This window comes from Kitasatospora sp. NPDC034035 (assembly GCF_055575755.1).
Genome location: NZ_JBVISA010000029.1, coordinates 77814 through 94670 on the forward strand (window position 1 = coordinate 77814; position 16857 = coordinate 94670).

Annotated in this window: 12 protein-coding genes; 3 read left to right on the top strand and 9 right to left on the bottom strand. The window is 74.6% G+C overall.

Going from position 1 to position 16857, the window contains the following annotated elements; all coding sequences use genetic code 11:
- Positions 1-161: 161 nt before the first annotated feature.
- A complete protein-coding gene (locus tag ACZ52J_RS32370) occupies positions 162-1247 on the bottom strand; it encodes a prephenate dehydrogenase (RefSeq protein ID WP_360500506.1) in 1086 nt (361 codons plus the stop codon).
- Positions 1248-1620: 373 nt separating this feature from the next.
- Between ACZ52J_RS32370 and ACZ52J_RS32375 the strand changes: the two genes are divergently transcribed.
- The 3 genes from ACZ52J_RS32375 (at position 1621) to ACZ52J_RS32385 (ending at position 6038) form a co-directional block, all read left to right on the top strand.
- Positions 1621-3942 carry a DUF4139 domain-containing protein gene (locus ACZ52J_RS32375; RefSeq protein ID WP_465623804.1) on the top strand — a complete coding sequence of 774 codons (2322 nt, stop codon included), beginning with the start codon at positions 1621-1623 and terminating at the stop codon, positions 3940-3942.
- A 2-nt stretch (positions 3943-3944) separates the two neighbouring features.
- Positions 3945-5588 (top strand): mucoidy inhibitor MuiA family protein, encoded by a 1644-nt coding sequence (locus ACZ52J_RS32380; protein ID WP_465623805.1) that lies wholly within the window; start codon positions 3945-3947, stop codon positions 5586-5588.
- Positions 5589-5675: 87 nt separating this feature from the next.
- Complete coding sequence (locus ACZ52J_RS32385) at positions 5676-6038, top strand: DUF952 domain-containing protein (protein ID WP_360500499.1); 363 nt, start codon at positions 5676-5678, stop codon at positions 6036-6038.
- Between the two features lie 51 nt (positions 6039-6089).
- On the opposite strand, the gene ACZ52J_RS32390 is transcribed toward ACZ52J_RS32385, so the two are convergent.
- The 8 genes from ACZ52J_RS32390 to ACZ52J_RS32425 form a co-directional block, all read right to left on the bottom strand.
- On the bottom strand, positions 6090-7097 hold the full coding sequence (locus ACZ52J_RS32390; RefSeq protein WP_465623806.1) for a helix-turn-helix domain-containing protein: 1008 nt from the start codon (positions 7095-7097) through the stop codon (positions 6090-6092).
- A 322-nt stretch (positions 7098-7419) separates the two neighbouring features.
- Positions 7420-8697, bottom strand: coding sequence for a pseudouridine synthase (locus ACZ52J_RS32395; RefSeq protein WP_465623808.1), 1278 nt, complete (start codon positions 8695-8697; stop codon positions 7420-7422).
- Between the two features lie 62 nt (positions 8698-8759).
- On the bottom strand, positions 8760-9347 hold the full coding sequence (gene scpB / locus ACZ52J_RS32400) for an SMC-Scp complex subunit ScpB (RefSeq protein WP_396289408.1): 588 nt from the start codon (positions 9345-9347) through the stop codon (positions 8760-8762).
- A 275-nt stretch (positions 9348-9622) separates the two neighbouring features.
- On the bottom strand, positions 9623-10525 hold the full coding sequence (locus ACZ52J_RS32405; RefSeq protein WP_465623809.1) for a segregation and condensation protein A: 903 nt from the start codon (positions 10523-10525) through the stop codon (positions 9623-9625).
- Positions 10526-11217: 692 nt separating this feature from the next.
- Positions 11218-11835 (bottom strand): hypothetical protein, encoded by a 618-nt coding sequence (locus tag ACZ52J_RS32410; RefSeq protein WP_465623811.1) that lies wholly within the window; start codon positions 11833-11835, stop codon positions 11218-11220.
- Between the two features lie 41 nt (positions 11836-11876).
- On the bottom strand, positions 11877-12944 hold the full coding sequence (locus ACZ52J_RS32415; RefSeq protein ID WP_030245868.1) for a ParA family protein: 1068 nt from the start codon (positions 12942-12944) through the stop codon (positions 11877-11879).
- Between the two features lie 425 nt (positions 12945-13369).
- Positions 13370-14485, bottom strand: a complete 1116-nt coding sequence (ald, locus tag ACZ52J_RS32420; protein WP_360500484.1) for an alanine dehydrogenase — start codon at positions 14483-14485, stop codon at positions 13370-13372.
- Positions 14486-14745: 260 nt separating this feature from the next.
- A complete protein-coding gene (locus tag ACZ52J_RS32425) occupies positions 14746-16848 on the bottom strand; it encodes an AAA family ATPase (RefSeq protein WP_465623812.1) in 2103 nt (700 codons plus the stop codon).
- Positions 16849-16857 lie beyond the last annotated feature (9 nt).

Here is a 16857-nt window from a genome sequence, read left to right on the forward strand (position 1 = left end):
ATGGACCGCCGCCGTGACGAACTCCGCCGCCCGCCCCACCCCTGCCGGCAGAGCCCCTCAGAGCCCCGGAAAACCCCCGAAGCCCCGAGCCCCCGAGCCCCGGAAATCCCCCGAGCCTCCGAGCCCGGGAACACCCCGGAGCCCCCGGGGCCCCCGGAACCTCAGTCCCGCACGCTCCACCCGCTCGCCCGCAGGGCCTTCACCAGCCGCTTGACCGCCGTCGGCGCCACCGACAGCTGGACGAAGCCGACCTGCTGCCCGGTCGAGTGCTCGATGTCGACGTCCTCGATGTTGACCCCGGCGTCGCCGACCTCCCCGAACAGTCGGCCCAGCTCGCCCGGCTGGTCGCCGAGGACGACCGCGACGGTCTCGTACCGGGTGGGCGGCGCGCCGTGCTTACCGGGGATCCGGGCCTGGCCGGTGTTGCCGCGGCGCATGACCGCCTGGATCCCGGCCGCGCCCGCCCGCCGCTCGCCCTCCTCGGCGGCTTCCATGGCGCGCAGCGCGGTGACGGTCTCGCCGAGGTCGAGGGCGACCGCGTCCAGGATGTCGGCGACCGCGCCCGCGTTGGCGGAGAGGATGTCGACCCACATGCCGGGGTTGGAGGCGGCGATCCTGGTGACGTCGCGCACGCCCTGGCCGGAGAGCCTTATGGCGGTCTCGTCGGCGTTCTCCAGCTGGGCCGCGACCAGCGAGGACACCAGCTGCGGGGCGTGGGAGACCAGGGCGACGGCGCGGTCGTGCTCGGCGGCGTCCATCACGATGGGCATCGCACCGCAGAGCGCGACCAGCTCCAGCGCGGCGTTGAGCGTCTCGGTGTCGGTGTCGGCGGTCGGGGTGAGCACCCAGGGGCGGCCCTCGAAGATGTCGGCACGGGCGGCCAGCGGGCCGGAGCGTTCGCGGCCGGCCATCGGGTGGCTGCCGATGTAGTGGACGGTGTCGCACCCGAGCGCGGCGACCTCGCTGCCGGGGCCGGCCTTCACGCTGGCGACGTCGGTGTACCAGTGCGCCAGGTTGCGGCGCTGGCAGTCGGCGAGGACCTTGCCGACCAGTGCGGGCGGGACTGCGATGATCGCCAGGTCCACCGGGCCGTCGACCGGTTCGGTGGTGCCCGCGCCGAGCGACTCGGCGGTGCGGGCGGCGTCCGGGTCGGCGTCCTCCAGATGGACGGTCAGGCCTCGAGCGGTCAGGGCGAGCGCGGCGGAGGTGCCGATCAGTCCGGTGCCGACGACGACGGCAGTGCGCATGGCGGGTCGCTCTCCTCATCACGATTCTCGACAGGTGCCGGGACCGTCCGGGAGCACCCGCGCCCCATCCTCCCTCATCGGCCGCGCCGAAGTCCTCACCTGCCACCCGGCAACCACGCGGGCAGTTCCCGGCAGCTCCCGGCACCGGCAACCGCGACGATCCCGCCCCCGTCCCATCCAGTGCACGCGCCGCGCCCGGAAATCCGGCGACGCCCGTACCGAAGCCGGGCAGACTGGCCGCCCGGGGAAGGCCCGGACGAGCAGCCGGGCGGATGAACGAGCGAGCGCACGTACGGGCAAGCGGGCAAGCGCGGAACCCGCGTGACACGACGAGCGGCACGCGGCAGGCAACACGCGAACGAAGGGGTTGCGCATGGACGATCAACACAGCAGTCGGACCGGGCAGACCAAACCGCCGGCCGTACCGGCCCATCCGTCGGTCCTGGACTCCGTGGTGGTGTACGCGGAGGGCGCGGTGTGCCGCCGCCGGGCGACCGTCCCGGTTCCGCGCGGCGGGCGGCTGCGCCTGACCGGCCTGCCGACGTCCCTGGACGGCCGTTCGCTGCGTGCCCGGGTGCTCGCCGGACCGGCCGGCACGGCGGTCACCGAGGCCCGGCTGGAGCGGCAGGCCGAACTCCGCAGGCCGGGCGAACTCTCCGAACTGCAACGGGAGTTGGACGAGGCCACCGAGCACCGCAGCGTGCTCACCGAGCGCCGCCGGCTGGTCCTCGCCACCATCGCCGACACCGCCGCCCTGCGCGCCGTACCGCCGCAGCACCGGCCCGAGGAGCCGCTGCGCCGGACGCCCGCCGACGCCTGGCTGGAGCTCGCCGACTTCGTCGACGAGCGGCTGGCCGCCCTCCAGGAGCGCGCCGAGGAGCTCAACCGGGAGATCGAACTCGCCGACCACAAGCTCGACTTGGCAGCCGACCGGCTGGAGCGGGCGTCCACCGCCGACCGGGCCGAGCCGGTCGCGACCGCCGCCACCGTCCTGCTCACCCTGACCACGAGCAGCACCACGAGCAGCACCACGGACAGCACCACCGCCGAGGGCAACACCGGCAGCACCACCACCGAGGACGCCACGGACAGCACCACCGCGACCCTCGACCTCGAGCTGGAGTACGGCGTCCCCGCCGCCCGCTGGGTGCCCACCTACCGCCTGTCCCACCGGAGCGGCTCCGACGCCGGCCGCCTCGTCCTGCGCGCCGGCGTCGCCCAGCGCACCGGCGAGGACTGGACGGGCGTGCGCCTCGCCCTCTCCACCGCCGACCTCGACCGCCGCACCGACCTGCCCCGGCTCGCCTCACTGCGGATCGGCCGCAGCCAACCCGCCCCGCCGCCCTCCGGCTGGCGCGAGCCCCCGGCCGGCCTGTCCGACCTGTTCACCGGCTACGACGCGGCCGACGCCCAGGCCCCGCGCGGACAGGCCCGCCGCGAGGACCGCCGCAAGGCCGCGGTGCCGCCTCCGGTCCCGCCCGGGGCCGCCCGTCTCGCCGGCCCCGGGTCGTTCGCCCCCCGGCTGGGCGGGGCCCGCCCGTCCGGCCCCCGTCCGGAGGCCCTCGCCGGGGCGGAGGGCGCCCCACCCGGGCCCTCCGGCCCGTACGGCGGCGGCAGCGGCAGCGGCGGCGGCACCCTGAGCGCCGACGAGCCGACGCCCGCGCTCCCGCCCGCCCCGGGCGGCTTCGCCGGCTACGGCGGCCCGCCGCCGCCCGTCCCCGCCGCCTTCGCTCCCGCCGCCTCGGTCCCCGCCGCCGCCCCGCTCCCGCAGGCCCCGGGCGGGCGCGCGCCGGAGGCGGCCCGCCGCTCCCGCCGGAGCCGCCTCGCCGTCCCGCCCCCGGCCACCGGCTTCGCCCCGGACACCACCCTGCTCGACTATCCGGACCTCGTCCTGGCCGGCCCCGACGAGGCCACCGCCCGGCGCGGCGCCCTGCACCCCCGCCCCGAGCGGGTCGAGCGCGAGGAACTGGACCGGACGCTGCCCGGCGGCAACCCGGGCGAGCAGATCCGCCGCCTCGCCCTCCCCCGCCACGCCGTCCCGCCCCGCAAGTCGGCCGGCTCCTTCGATCACCGCTTCGACGCCGCCGCCCCGGCCGACATCCCGTCCGACGGCACCTGGCACACCGTCACCGTGGACGAGATCCCGCTCACCGTCCGCCCCGAGTACGTCACCGTCCCCGCCGTCGAGGAGAAGGTGTACGCGACCCTGGTACTCGCCAACCGCACCGACCGCGCCGTCCTGGCCGGCCCGGTCGAGGTCACCGTGGACGACGAGTACCTGCTCACGGCCGCCCTGCCTACCCTGGCGCCCGGCGGCATGCGTCGCCTGGGCATCGGTGTCAGCGAGAGCATCGAGGTGGCGCGCCGCACCGAGCTGCGCGAGTCCACCACGGGCATGCTGAAGGGCAACAGCACGGTCCTCGACCACCGGGTGCACATCCGGCTGGCGAACCGGCTCGGCCGCGCCGTCACGGTGGAGGTCCGTGAGCGCGTGCCGGTCACCTCCGATGCCGAGATCCGGATCGAGGAGCGGGCCGACTGGCAGGCTCCGACCGTCTCCACGCCGGAGTGCCCGCCCAGCACCAGGCTCTGGCGGGTCGATCTGCCGCCGGGTGGCAGCACCGAGCTGGACGGCGGCTACCTGATCAAGATCCCGGCCGGAAAGGCCATCGTCGGCGGAAACCGGAGGAACTGATCATGACCGGAGAAACGACCGGGGAAACGACCGGAGCCCTGCCCGGACACACGACCGGAGAAGCAACCGGGCAAGCGACCGGACAAGCGACCGGAGCCACGCCCGGAGCGACGAAGCCCCTCCCCGTCACGGCCGTCACCTGCCTGGAGGACCGCAGCCAGGTCGAGCGGTCGACGACGGTCGCCCTCGCCGCGGGCGTCCAGCGGCTGCGTCTCGGCCCGCTCACCGCCCTCGCCGTCGACCGCACCCTGCGCGCCGAGTCCACCACGCCCGGCGTCCGCGTGCTGGACGCCCGGCTGGTCCGCACCTGGTCCCCGCGCGCCCCGCTGCCGCCCGGCCCGGACGACTCCGACCTGCGCCACCGGCTGCACCGGCTGGACACCGAGAGCCGCCTGGCCGACCAGACCCGGGCCCGGCTGGAGGCCCGGCTGGCCCTGCTCGCCCAGCTCTCCGCCGACCTGCTGCGCGAGATCGGCGAGGGCGCCGGTGTCGGCGAGCTCGAACGCACCCGCTGGTCCCGCGAGCTGGACCGGGTGGACGCCGAGCGCGAGCGCTACGGCGAGGAGCTGCGCGCCGTCCACTCCCGGCTGCGCCGCCTGGAGCAGGAGCGTTCGCAGGCCCTGACCGCCCTGGACGAGGCCGAGGAGGACCCGGCCGAGCTGGTCGCCCACCTGGACCTGACGGTCGAGGCGGCGCAGCCAGGCCCGGCCGGGCTGACCGTCTCCCACCTGGTGCCCTGCGCGCTCTGGCGCCCGTCGTACCGCGCGACCCTGGACGGGGGCGGGCTGCGCCTGGAGTCGGAGGCGGTGGTCTGGCAGCGCACCGGCGAGGACTGGACGAACGCCCGGCTCACCTTCTCCACCGCCCGATCCGCCCTCGCCACCGACCCGCCGGCCGTCGCCGAGGACGTCCTGATGCTGCGCGAGCGAACCGACGAGGAGCGCCGCACGGTCGAGGTCGAGCTTCGCGAGGAGGCGATCAGCGAGCTCGGGCCGACCTCCGAGGTCCCGGGTGTGGACGACGGCGGCGAGGTCCGGGTGCTGCCGGCGCCGGCCCCCGCGACCGTGCCCTCCGACGGCCGGGCGCACCGGGTGCCGCTCGGCGCCTTCACCGGCCCGGCGAGCAGCGAGTACGCCTGCGCCCCGGAGCTGTCCCCGCTGGTCACCCAGGTGGTCCGGTTCCGCAACGCGGCCGGGCATCCGCTGCTGGCCGGCCCGGTCGAGCTGGTCCGCGGCAGCGGCTTCACCGGCCGGGGCGAGTTGCGCTTCACCGCCACCGGCGCCGACGCCGAGCTCTCCTTCGGCAGTTCGGACGGCTACCGGGTGGTCCGCGAGACCGAGGAGCGCCAGGCCACCGCGGGCCTCACCGGCCGCCAGACCACCACCCGCACGGTGCGGCTGCGCCTGTCCCGCTTCTCCGGCCCGGAGGAGCGCGACGAGCGGATCGTCACGGTGCGCGAGCGGGTGCCGGTCTCCGAGGTGTCGGCGGTCGAGGTCCGGCTGCGCAAGGAGGAGTGCGCTCCGGCTCCGGACGCGTTCGACGCCGAGGGCATCGTCCGCTGGGACGTCCCACTCGGCCCGGGCGCCCGCCGCACCCTCACCCTGGTGTACGAGATCACCGCCTCCGCCAAGGTGGCCGGACTCTGACCGCCGCCCGGCGGGTACTCCGACCACCGTCCGGCGGGTGACGGCCGCTCAGGAACAAACCCGGAGACAACGGGTAGAAAAGGAAACATGATCCTCCACCTCGCACCCCTGGACGACTGGCTGGCCGACCCCGGCCGCCCGTACGCCACCGCTTCGCTGCTCACCGACGGGTTCATCCACTGCTCGGCGGACGAGCAGACGGCGCTCGCGGTGGCCAACGCCTTCTTCGCCGACACCCCCGACCCGCTGATGGTGCTGCTGATCGACGAATCGCTGGTGGAACCGATGGTCAAGTGGGAGGCCCCGCACGGCGCCCCACCTCCCGGGGCCACCCCCGACGTGCTCTTCCCGCACATCTACGGGCGGCTGAACCGCACCGCCGTGGTCGGTCTGGAGAAGATCGAACGGGGCCCGGACGGCCGCTGGGCCTCCCTCACCCCCTGGAGCTGAACCTCGAGCTGAACCCCGGGCTGAACCCGAAGCCGAACCCCGGAGCCGAGCTCACAGCCACCCCCGCTCCCGGGCCGCCATGCCGGCCTGGAAGCGGGTGGTGGCGCCCAGCGAGCGCATCAGGCTCTGCAGCCGGCGCTGGGTGGTCCGGGCGCTCCAGCCGAGCGAGCGGGCGATCGACTCGTCGGTGAGTCCGGCGGCCAGCAGGCCCAGCAGTTTGCGGTGGTCGGCCTCCGGCTCCAGCGACGCGTCCGTGGTGCCGATCGCGGCCTGTAGTCGGACGGCCCGCTCCCACTCCGCCTCGAACAACGTGTCCAGGGCCTGGAGCAGCGCCGAGGGGTGGATCACGTACGCGGCGTCCAGCACGCTGTCGCCGACGCTGATCGGGATGATCGCCATCCGGTCGTCCGAGATGATCATCTTCATCGGCAGCGTCGGCCGGACCCGAGCCTCCTCGCCGTCCGCGACCCCGATCAGGATGTTCTTCTCCAGCCGACCGGGCCAGGCCACCGCCTCCCGGTCGTAGATCGTCCGGAACTTCACGCCCTCGCGCAGCCGTCGCCGCTGCAGCGGCATCGGCGCCACCGGGTCCTGGATGTACGGCGGGCGGTCGAAGCCGCGCACCTGGTACTGGCTGGTGTCGGTGATGTGCTCCAGCCGCTGGGCGATCGCCTCGCCGCCGGTCAGCACCTCCACCGAGTGCGCCGGGTCGGTGTAGCGCGAAGCCTCCCGGAAGGCGTCCATCAGCCGGTGCATCTCGGCCCTGGCCTGCCGCAGTTCGGATTCGCGGTGGCCGATCAGGGTGCCGATCGCGACGTCCGGCGCGACCGCCAGGTAGCGCTGCCGGTCCACCGGCGCCCGGGTGGCCATGCCCTGCTGCGCCAGCCGGTCCAGGGCGCGCACGCCCTGCTGGAGCGTCAGGCCGCAGCCCTGCGCCAGTTCCTCCGCGGTGGACTGCGGATTGGCCACCAGCGCCGCGTACACCTGCCCGTCCGGCTCGGGCAGTCCCAGTGTGCCGAGGGCCCGTCCGCTGACCCGCCCCAGTGGTGCATCGGACACGACGCCGTCTCCCCCTGTTCGCCCTGATCCGCCCCACCGGTGCCCGTGCCGGCGCAAATCTGCCACGCGACGCGGTGGTGGCCCGGCGGCCATCCTCGGCTACGGATCATGACGCTGACAAGGCCGTGACCAGCGGTTGCGTCCCGGCTCACACGACCCGCACACGCCCCACACCCCACAGGGCCCGCACACGCCGCACCGCCCGCCACCCCCGTACAGCCCGCCCCACCCAGCCTTGGCGGCCCGCACCGCCCGCACGGCAAAGGGCCCCCGGCCGCAGCACGGCGACCGGGGGCCCTCAGGGGCGGGCGAACGCGACGGCCTACAGGCCGACCTCGCGCATCAGCTGGCCGACCTCCGGGTTGGTCAGGCGGCGCAGCCAGCCCGACTTCTGGTCGCCCAGGGCGATCGGGCCGAAGTGCGTGCGCACCAGCTTCTCGACCGGGAAGCCGGCCTCGGCCAGCATCCGGCGGACGATGTGCTTGCGACCCTCGTGCAGGGTCACCTCGACCAGGTAGTTCTTGCCGACGTTGGAGATCACCTTGAAGCTGTCGGCGCGCGCGTAGCCGTCCTCCAGCTCCACGCCCTTGGCCAGCTGCTTGCCCAGGTCGCGCGGGATCGGGCCCTGGATGGCGGCCAGGTAGGTCTTGGTCACGCCGTACCGCGGGTGGGTGAGACGGTGGGCCAGCTCGCCGTGGTTGGTGAGCAGGATGATGCCCTCGGTCTCGGTGTCCAGGCGGCCGACGTGGAACAGCCGGGTCTCCCGGTTGGTCACGTAGTCGCCCAGGCACTGGCGCCCGTCCGGGTCCTCCATGGTGGAGACCACGCCGGCCGGCTTGTTCAGCGCGAAGAACAGGTAGGACTGGGTGGCGACGGTCAGGCCGTCCACCTTGATCTCGTCGTTCTGCGGGTCGACCCGCTTGCCCTGCTCGGTGACGCGCTTGCCGTTGACCTCGACCCGGCCCTGCTCGATCAGCTCCTCGCAGGCGCGCCGGCTGCCGATGCCGGCCCGGGCCAGCACCTTCTGCAGGCGCTCGCCCTCGGGCTCGCCGAAGGTCTTGGGCAGCTTGACGGCCGGCTTGTCGTGCCGGGCGAGGACGGCGTCCTCGATCTTGGCCTGCAGCTCGCGCGAGCGCTGCGGCTGACGGCGCGGGTCACCCGGGGCGCCCTGGCCCTCACGGCGCGGACGCGGGGCCGGGCCGGGGCGCCGGCCGGCGAAGCCGCCGCGGGCGGGGGTGGCATTGGGGCCGCCGCCGAACTCGGGGCGGTCGTACTTGCGCTCCTCGGGCCGCAGCGGACGGTCCGGGAAGCGGCGGTCGTCACGCCGGTCGTCGCGTCGGTCGTCCCGACGGCCGTCCCGTCCGTACGAGCCGGAGCCGCCGCGCGAGCCCGAAGCCGAACCCGAACCCGAGCCGCCACGGCCGCCGCCGCCCCCGTAGGAGCCACCGCCGTACGAACCCCCGCGCGCGCCGCCCGAGCCGCCGCGGCCACCACCGCTGCCGCCGCCGTAGGAGGAGGAGCCCCCGCCCCGGCCCCCGCCCTGTCCGCCGCGACCGCTCCCGCCGCCGCTGCTGTTCCTGCCGTTGCCACTGCTACGCATCAAAGTGTCCGTACGTCGTTCCGTCTGGGATGTGCGGTCGTTTCGGCCGACCTCACCGCCCCCTACCGATCGGGCCCGGCCCGACCGGCCTCGCCACTGCCGTCCGCGGACTGCGCGGCGGCGACCGCCTCCGCGATCATCGTGCCCTCCAGGGACTCCGCTTCCACGTCGTCGACCTCGGGCAGGAAGGGAGCAAGCTCCGGCAGCTCATCCACGCCGCGGAGCCCCATCCGTTCCAGGAAGTAGTTCGTCGTCCGATACAGGATCGCACCTGTTTCGGGCTCGGATCCGGCCTCTTCCACCAGTCCTCGCTGTACCAGGGTACGCATCACGCCGTCACAGTTCACACCGCGGACGGCGGAAACCCGCGATCTGGACACCGGCTGCCGGTAGGCGACCACCGCCAGAGTCTCCAGCGCCGCCTGGGTGAGCCGGGCCTGCTGGCCGTCCAGGAGGAAGCGATCGACGGCCGCGGAGCAGGTCTCCCGCGTGTAGAACCGCCAGCCACCGGCCACCAGCCGCAGGTCGAAACCGCGGCCCTGGGCGGTGTAGGAGGCGGACAGCTCGCGCAGCGCCGCCGCCACCTCGGCCCGGGGCCGCTCCAGCACCCCGGCCAGCCGCTCCTCCGCCACCGGCTCGTCGACGACCATCAGGACCGCCTCCAGCTCGGCCCGCAGCCCGGGGCCGGCGGGCTCCCCCGGGTCGGCCGACAGCCCGGGGCCGACCGGCTCCTCGACACCGGAAGTCGACGGAGCCGACTTCTGGTGTACCACCCGGGCGTCCGGATCCACCGGATCCACGGGGCCCACCGGCTCCACGGGGTCCGGCAGCAGCGCGAAGGCCGGCTCCAGCCACTCCTCGACCCGCGGCTGCCCCCGCAGCCCCAGCGGGCGCCGCACCGGCCGCCCGCCCTCGTTCCCGCCGCTCATCGCCGCTCGTCCTCCTCCGCCTCGCCCGAGGCCTCTCCTCCGGCCTCGCCCGCAGCCTCGCCCGCCGGCCGGTCGAACTCGTCCGTCACCTCGACCACGCCCCGGCCCTCCTCGGCCACCCAGCGCACCCGCAGTTCGCCGAGCGCATCCGGCTGCTCGAAGGCGAGCACCCGCTCCCGGTACAGCTCCAGCAACGCCAGGAAGCGGGCGACCACGACCAGGGTGTCCGGCGCGTCCTCCACCAGCCGCTGGAACGACGCCTCGCCCAGCGCTGTGAGCAGCCCGACCACCAGCCCGGCCTGCTCCCGCACGCTGACCGGCGGGGTGTGGATGTGGTCCACGTACACGACCGGCTTCGGCCTGGGCTCCATCGCCTTGGCCGCCAGCTCGGCGAGCCGCTGCGGACCGATGGTGATCACCACCTCCGGCAGCAGCTCCGCGTGCCGGGGCTCCAGCCCGACGGCCCGCGGGCGCCGCCGCAGCTCGGCGGCCCAACGCTCGCCGAACAGCGCCGCCGCCCGCTTGTACGCCCGGTACTGCAGCAGCCGTGCGAACAGCAGGTCACGGGCCTCCAGCAGAGCCAGGTCCTCCTCGTTCTCGACCTCCGCCGCGGGCAGCAGCCGGGCGGCCTTGAGGTCGAGAAGCGTGGCGGCCACCACCAGGAACTCGGTCGCCGCGTCCAGGTCCCAGTCCGGCCCCATCGCCCGGATGTGCGCCATGAACTCGTCCGTGACGGTGGCCAGCGCCACCTCGGTGACGTCCATCTTGTGCTTGGCGATCAGGCTGAGCAGCAGGTCGAAGGGGCCCTCGAAGTTGTCCAGTCGCACCCGGAACCCGCCCCGCGACCCGTCCTCGGTCGCGCTCACGGCGGTTTCAGCTGGTTCGGCGGTGCTCGGCATGACGGTCCATCTTCACCCGTCCTCGGCCCCCGTCCCGCCCCGGGCCCCCCGACACGCCGCCCGACGGCCCCGCCCGCGACTCTCAGCCCCGCACACAGGCCCTCGCAGCCCACCGGACCCGCAGGGGGCCCGCGCCCCCGGAAAAGGCCCTCCAGCGCCCGTCCCAGACCCCGTCGGCCGCCGAGACCAACCATTGGCCCCATACCGGCGGACATCGCCCCCGAGGCAAGCGGCCTCATGAGCCCGACTCATGACCCTCGGCGCCGAACCAGGGCCGCACCCCACGAGCCCGGCTCATGACCCATGAATGCCCGACCAGGAACCCCACGCCCGAGGCAACAACCCCATGAGCTCGACTCATGGCTCTCAGTCCGAGACAAGCGACCTCATGAGCGCGACTCATGCCCCTCGGCGCCGGACCACGGCCCGCGACCCCGGGCAACGACCCATGAGCCCGACTCATGACCCTCAGCGCCGGACCAAGAACGGCCACGCTCGAGGCAGCAGCCCCATGAGCCCGCTTCACAGCCCTTGGCGCCCAACCGCCCACCGACGGGCCTCCGGCGCCGCGCCGGGCCGATGGCCCCTCGACGCCCTGCGGCGGCCCTGCCGGACCCACCGTGCCGCCCTCCGGACCCACCATGCCGCCCTGCCGGGCCTGCCCCGGGCCTGCGGGCCCGCCCTGCCGCGCCCTACCGTCCGCGCAGGCGCCGGACCAGGATGGAGGCCTCGCCGCGCTGCTCCAGGTCCGCCAGGACGACCGCGATGGCCTCCCGGACGATCCGTCCACGGTCCACGGCCAGGCCATGCTCGCCGCGCAGCACCAGCCGGGCGTGCTCCAGGTCCATGAGCTCCTCGGCGGACACGTACACGGTGATCTTCTCGTCGTGCCGTTCACGCCCGCTGGGCCGACGCGGCGCGCGGCCGCGCGGCCGGGCGCGCCCGGCGGCGCCGGCCTGCTCCTCGGCGGCACCCGCGTGCGTCCAGGCCGCCGGGGCGGCGGCGCCTCGGCCGCCGGGCACGGTCTTCCCGGCCGCCGGGGCACCCGACACGGCCTGGGACCCGCCCGGCCGCTGGACGGGCGGCTGCGCGGGCGCCGGCACGGCGGCGGACGACTGCTGCTCCGGCGTCAGCCGCCGGTCACCCTGGGAGCCCTGAGACCCCTGGGGGCCCTGCGCCCCCGGGGAGCCTTGGGCGTTCTGGGCGGACTCGGCGCCCTCGGCGCCGTCCGGGCCGTTGACGGTCCGCGCGGTCTCCGGTCTGGATGCCTCGGCGGCCGAACGCGACGCGAGGGACGGCGACAGCGCCATCCCTCCCGTGGTCCGGAACAGCTCGTCGGCACCCGGGAGACTCACTCGGCGGGGCGGCACCGGTCGAGCACCTCCCTGGCGAGCTGGCGGTAGGCGGCGGCCCCGACCGAGTTGGTGGCGTACGTGGTGATGGGCTCGCCGGCGACGGTGGTCTCCGGGAAGCGCACGGTCCGCCCGATGACGGTGTGGAAGACGTGCTCGCCGAACGCCTCGACGACCCGCGCCAGCACCTCACGGCTGTGCACGGTGCGCGAGTCGTACATGGTCGCGAGGATGCCGTCGAGGCGCAGCTCGGGGTTGAGCCGCTCGCACACCTTCTCGATGGTCTCGGTCAGCAGCGCGACACCGCGCAGCGCGAAGAACTCGCACTCCAGCGGGACGATCACGCTGTGAGCGGCCGTCAGCGCATTGACCGTCAGCAGGCCCAGCGAGGGCTGGCAGTCGATGATGACGTAGTCGTAGTCGGGCAGCAGCGGCTTCAGGGCGCGGGCCAGCGCGGACTCCCGGGCCACCTCGCTGACCAGCTGCACCTCGGCGGCGGAGAGGTCGATGTTGGACGGCAGCAGGTCCATGCCCGGGACCGCGGTCTTCAGCAGCACCTCATCGGCCGTCAGGCCCCGCTCCATGAGCAGGTTGTAGACGGTGACGTCCAGTTCCATCGGGTTGACGCCGAGGCCGACCGAGAGCGCGCCCTGCGGGTCGAAGTCGACGAGCAGCACCCGGCGGCCGTATTCGGCCAGCGCCGCGCCCAGGTTGATGGTCGACGTGGTCTTGCCGACGCCGCCCTTCTGGTTGCACATGGCGATGATCTGGGCGGGGCCGTGCTCGGCGACCGGCGCGGGGATCGGGAAGTACGGCAGCGGCCGGCCGGTGGGGCCGACCCGCTCGCGGCGCTGGCGCGCGGCGTCGGGGGCCAGCGTGGCGGCGTACTCCGGGTCTGGCTCGTATTCGGCGTCCGGATCGTCGTAGGCGCCGTAGGCGAACTCGCCGTAGGCCAGGCCGTAGGCCGCCAAGTCGGCGTCGTGATCGGTCACCGTGGTCACCTGCGCTGTGTTCTGGCGTGCTTCGAAGGTGCGGAGTGCGACCGAGCCGACCTCGGCCGAACCCACGGAGGGCTGCCGGGCCCCGGGCTCCACACTCGGCTGGCCGGCGGTGTGCTCCGCCAGTCCTGGCTGACCACCCCCGGGAGCAATTGTCGACTCATTCACAAGTCGTCTTACCTCCTTGGGCATCCCGGACTCTATGTCGATTCGTCAGCGTGGCAGCATGCCGACGGTTTGCGACTCTAGGCCGTTCAAGGCGTTCGCAGCAACACAATCCACGGTAGTGGGCAGGATGTGTCGACTATCAGGCGGGCTGCTGTCAAGGGATGAGTGGGTCAATGACCCCGACGTTTCTGCGGGCGGGTGACATGACCGACGGAAATTGACGACAGAGCGACCTACCTGCTCCACCCACCGTTCACGGGCACGGCGAAGCCCCCGACCCGAAGTGATCGGGTCGGGGGCGAACGACCGCCGTGCGGTCAGGCGGTTCAGGCGAGCACGCTCTCCAGGGTGACCGACTCCAGGCCGAAGGCCTCGGCCACGGCCGGGAAGGTGATCTGGCCCTCGTGCACGTTCAGGCCCTTGGCGAGCGCCGGGTCGCGGCGCAGCGCCTCCTTCCAACCGCGGTTCGCCAGCTCGATGACGTACGGCAGCGTGGCGTTGGTCAGCGCGTAGGTGGAGGTGTTCGGGACGGCGCCCGGCATGTTGGCCACGCAGTAGAAGACCGAGTTGTGGACCTGGAAGGTCGGGTCGTCGTGCGTGGTCGCGTGCGAGTCCTCGAAGCAGCCGCCCTGGTCGATGGCGATGTCGACGAGCACGGAGCCCGGCTTCATGCGGGAGACCAGCTCGTTGGTGACGAGCTTGGGGGCCTTGGCGCCGGGGATCAGCACGGCGCCGATGACCAGGTCGGCCTCGAGGACGGCCTTCTCCAGCTCGAACGAGTTGGACATGATGGCCTTGATCTTCGTGCCGAAGATGCGGTCGGCCTCGCGCAGCTTGTTGATGTCGCGGTCCAGCAGGGTCACGTCGTAACCCATGCCGATGGCGATGGTGGCCGCGTGCCAGCCGGAGACGCCACCGCCGACGACGACGGCCTTCGCCGGGTGGGTGCCGGGCACGCCGCCGGGGAGCACGCCGCGGCCGCCGGCCGGACGCATCAGGTGGTACGAGCCGACCTGCGGGGCCAGGCGGCCCGCGACCTCGGACATCGGGGCGAGCAGCGGCAGCGCGCCGTTGCCCAGCTGCACGGTCTCGTACGCGATGGCGGTGGTGCCCGAGGCGATCAGCGCGTCGGTGCCGGCCCGGTCGGCCGCCAGGTGCAGGTACGTGAAGACGGTCTGGCCCTTGCGCAGCCGGTGGTACTCGGAGGCGATGGGCTCCTTGACCTTCAGCAGCAGGTCGGCGGTGGCCCACACCTCGTCGGCGGTGGGGAGGATGGTGGCGCCGGCGGCCACGTACTCCTCGTTGGGGATCGAGGAGCCGAGACCGGCGTTGTCCTCGATGTAGACCTCGTGTCCGTTGCGGACCAGCTCATGCACGCCGGCGGGCGTGATGGCCACGCGGTACTCGTGGTTCTTGACCTCGCGGGGGATGCCGACCTTCACGGCTAAACACGTCCTCTTGCCATGGGGGTCCCGACCGGAGAAGTCCGGTGGGCTGCGCGCACGGGGGGAAGCCTCCGGGCAGCCCGGGGCGGGGATCGCTGCGCGACTAGGTCCGAGTGTAATGAAGCCCAGTCGGCGTGTCAGCCTTCCAAAGTGAATAAATTTCCCGCACACATTGGCAGGTTCGTAGGCTTCCCCTGCGACTTACCTACCAAAGACGTCGCAACCGGGCATCTTCGACAATACCTCTGAAACGCCCGTCACCACCCGGCGTCGACGCGTTCCCGCAGGTCCGCGAGGGCCGCCCCGACGGCTTCCCGGGCGCTGTCGTCGCCGATCCTGCGGAGCACCGCGAGGGCAGCCCGGTACTCGCGGTCCGCCTCGTCGAAGCGGCGCTGGGCGGTGTGTGCCTCGGCCACCCGGGCCAGCAGCCGGGCCTCGGCCGCGTGGTCCCCGAGCGCCTGCCGCAGGCCGAGCGCCCGCCCGTACCAGTCGGCGGCGCGCACCGCGTCGCCGAGCGCCCGGTGGCAGCCGGCTGCGCCCTCCAGGGCACGCGCGCAGAGCGGTTCGTCGTCGGCCGTCCGGGCGTGCTCCAGGGCGGCCCGGTAGTGCGCGGCGGCCTGCTCCCAGCGGCCCGCCGAGACCTGCAGGTCTCCCAGGTTGAGCAGCGCGGCCGCGGCCCGGCGGGGCCGGCCGTTGCGCTCGGCGACGGTCAGCACCAGCTCGTGCAGCCGGTAGAGGTCCACGGGGGCGGCGGCGCCGGTCAGCGGCAGCGACCGCAGCAGCGCGGTGACCAGCCGCCCGGCCGAGCCGTCCAGGTCGCCCTGGCCGATCGCGTCGGCCACCGCGCCGAGCAGCAGCTCCCGCTCGCCGAGCAGCCACGCGCGCGCGTGCTCGGCCGAGCGCAGCCGCAGCGCGGACGGCAGCGGCTCGGGGGCGGGGGCGCCCGCCGGGTCGAGCAGCGCGCGGGCCGACTCGGTGAGCCGGACCAGCCGCTCCAGCAGCCGGGCCCGGGCGAGTTCGGTCTCGGCGGGCCGGTCCTCCTGCTCGCGCAGCCGGACCAGCCGGGGGTAGAGCCGCCCGGGCACCCGGTAGCGCGGGGTGCCGTCGGCGGCCGGCGCCTCCTCGCCGAGCAGTTCCCGCTCGGCCAGCGCGGCCAGTGTCGTGGCCGCGTCCGGCACCGGACAGCCGACCAGGGCGGAGGCGGTGCGCGGGTCGGCGGTCTGCGCCGGGGCCAGGGTGAGGGTGCGCAGCATCCGTGCCTGGGCAGCCGGCAGCCCGCGGTACAGCAGGGTGAACGCGCCGAGCAGCGGGTCGTTGTCGGGGACGGGCACCGGCTCGGCCGGCCCCGGGCCGGGCTTCACCCACGCCGCCGGATCGCCCGCCGACTCCGCACCGGGGGCGGCCCCGTCCTCCTCCCCCTTCTTCTTGGACGCGTTCCTCGACGCGTTCCTCGGCGTGTTCTTGGACGCGTCCTTGGACGTGCTCTTCGACACGTTCTTCGGCGCGCCCGTCGACGGCGTCGCCTTCTCCGCCCCCGCCCTCGGGGCGCCGTTCGCGCCGCCCTCGGACCCCGGCGCCGTCTCCTCCCCCACCACCCGGTTGAGCTCACGCGCCGCGTCGGTGACCGCGGTCTTCGCGCTCCCCCGCAGCCACCCCGCCATCAGCCGCAGTGTGGCCGGCCGGGCGGCGCAGGCCTCGGCCAGGTCGGCGGCGCCGACCGGGTCGCAGGAGACCCGGGTGCCGCCGACCAGGTCGGCGAGCAGTTCACCGGAGGCCGTCCGGTCCAGTCCGCCGAGGATCACCGGGTCGATGTCCTCGATGCCGGTGAGCGGCCCGGCGGTGGTGGCGAGCACCAGGCAGCCGGGTTCGTCGGCGAGCAGCGGCCACACCTGCCCGGCGTCCCGCACGTCGTCCAGGACGAGCAGCACCCGCAGCCCCGCCAGCGCCTCGCGCAGCGCGACGCAGCCCGGCTCGTCCCGCCCGTCCTCGACCGCCCCGGGCAGCGGTACGGCCGACTCCGGGTCGAGCTGTTCCAGCAGCAGCCGGGCGGCCCGCGCGGGCGGCACCCGCCCGCCGTCCGGGGCGGACAGCCGGGCGAACAGCACGCCGTCCGGGTAGTCGGCCGCGACGGTACGGGCGAAGCGCGCGGCCAGCGCGGTCCGCCCGGAGCCCGGGCGCCCGGCCAGGACCAGGACCGGGCAACGGCCGCTGGCCGGACGGGCGGCGGCCGCCCGCAGCGCGGCGAGTTCGGCGCGCCGCCCGACGAACAGCGCGGGCCCGGCCGGGAGCCGGTCCAGTCCCGGGGCGGCCCCGGCGGGCGCGTCGGGGCCGGGGTCCATCGTCGCCGTCTTCCTCGCCACGCGTGCCAC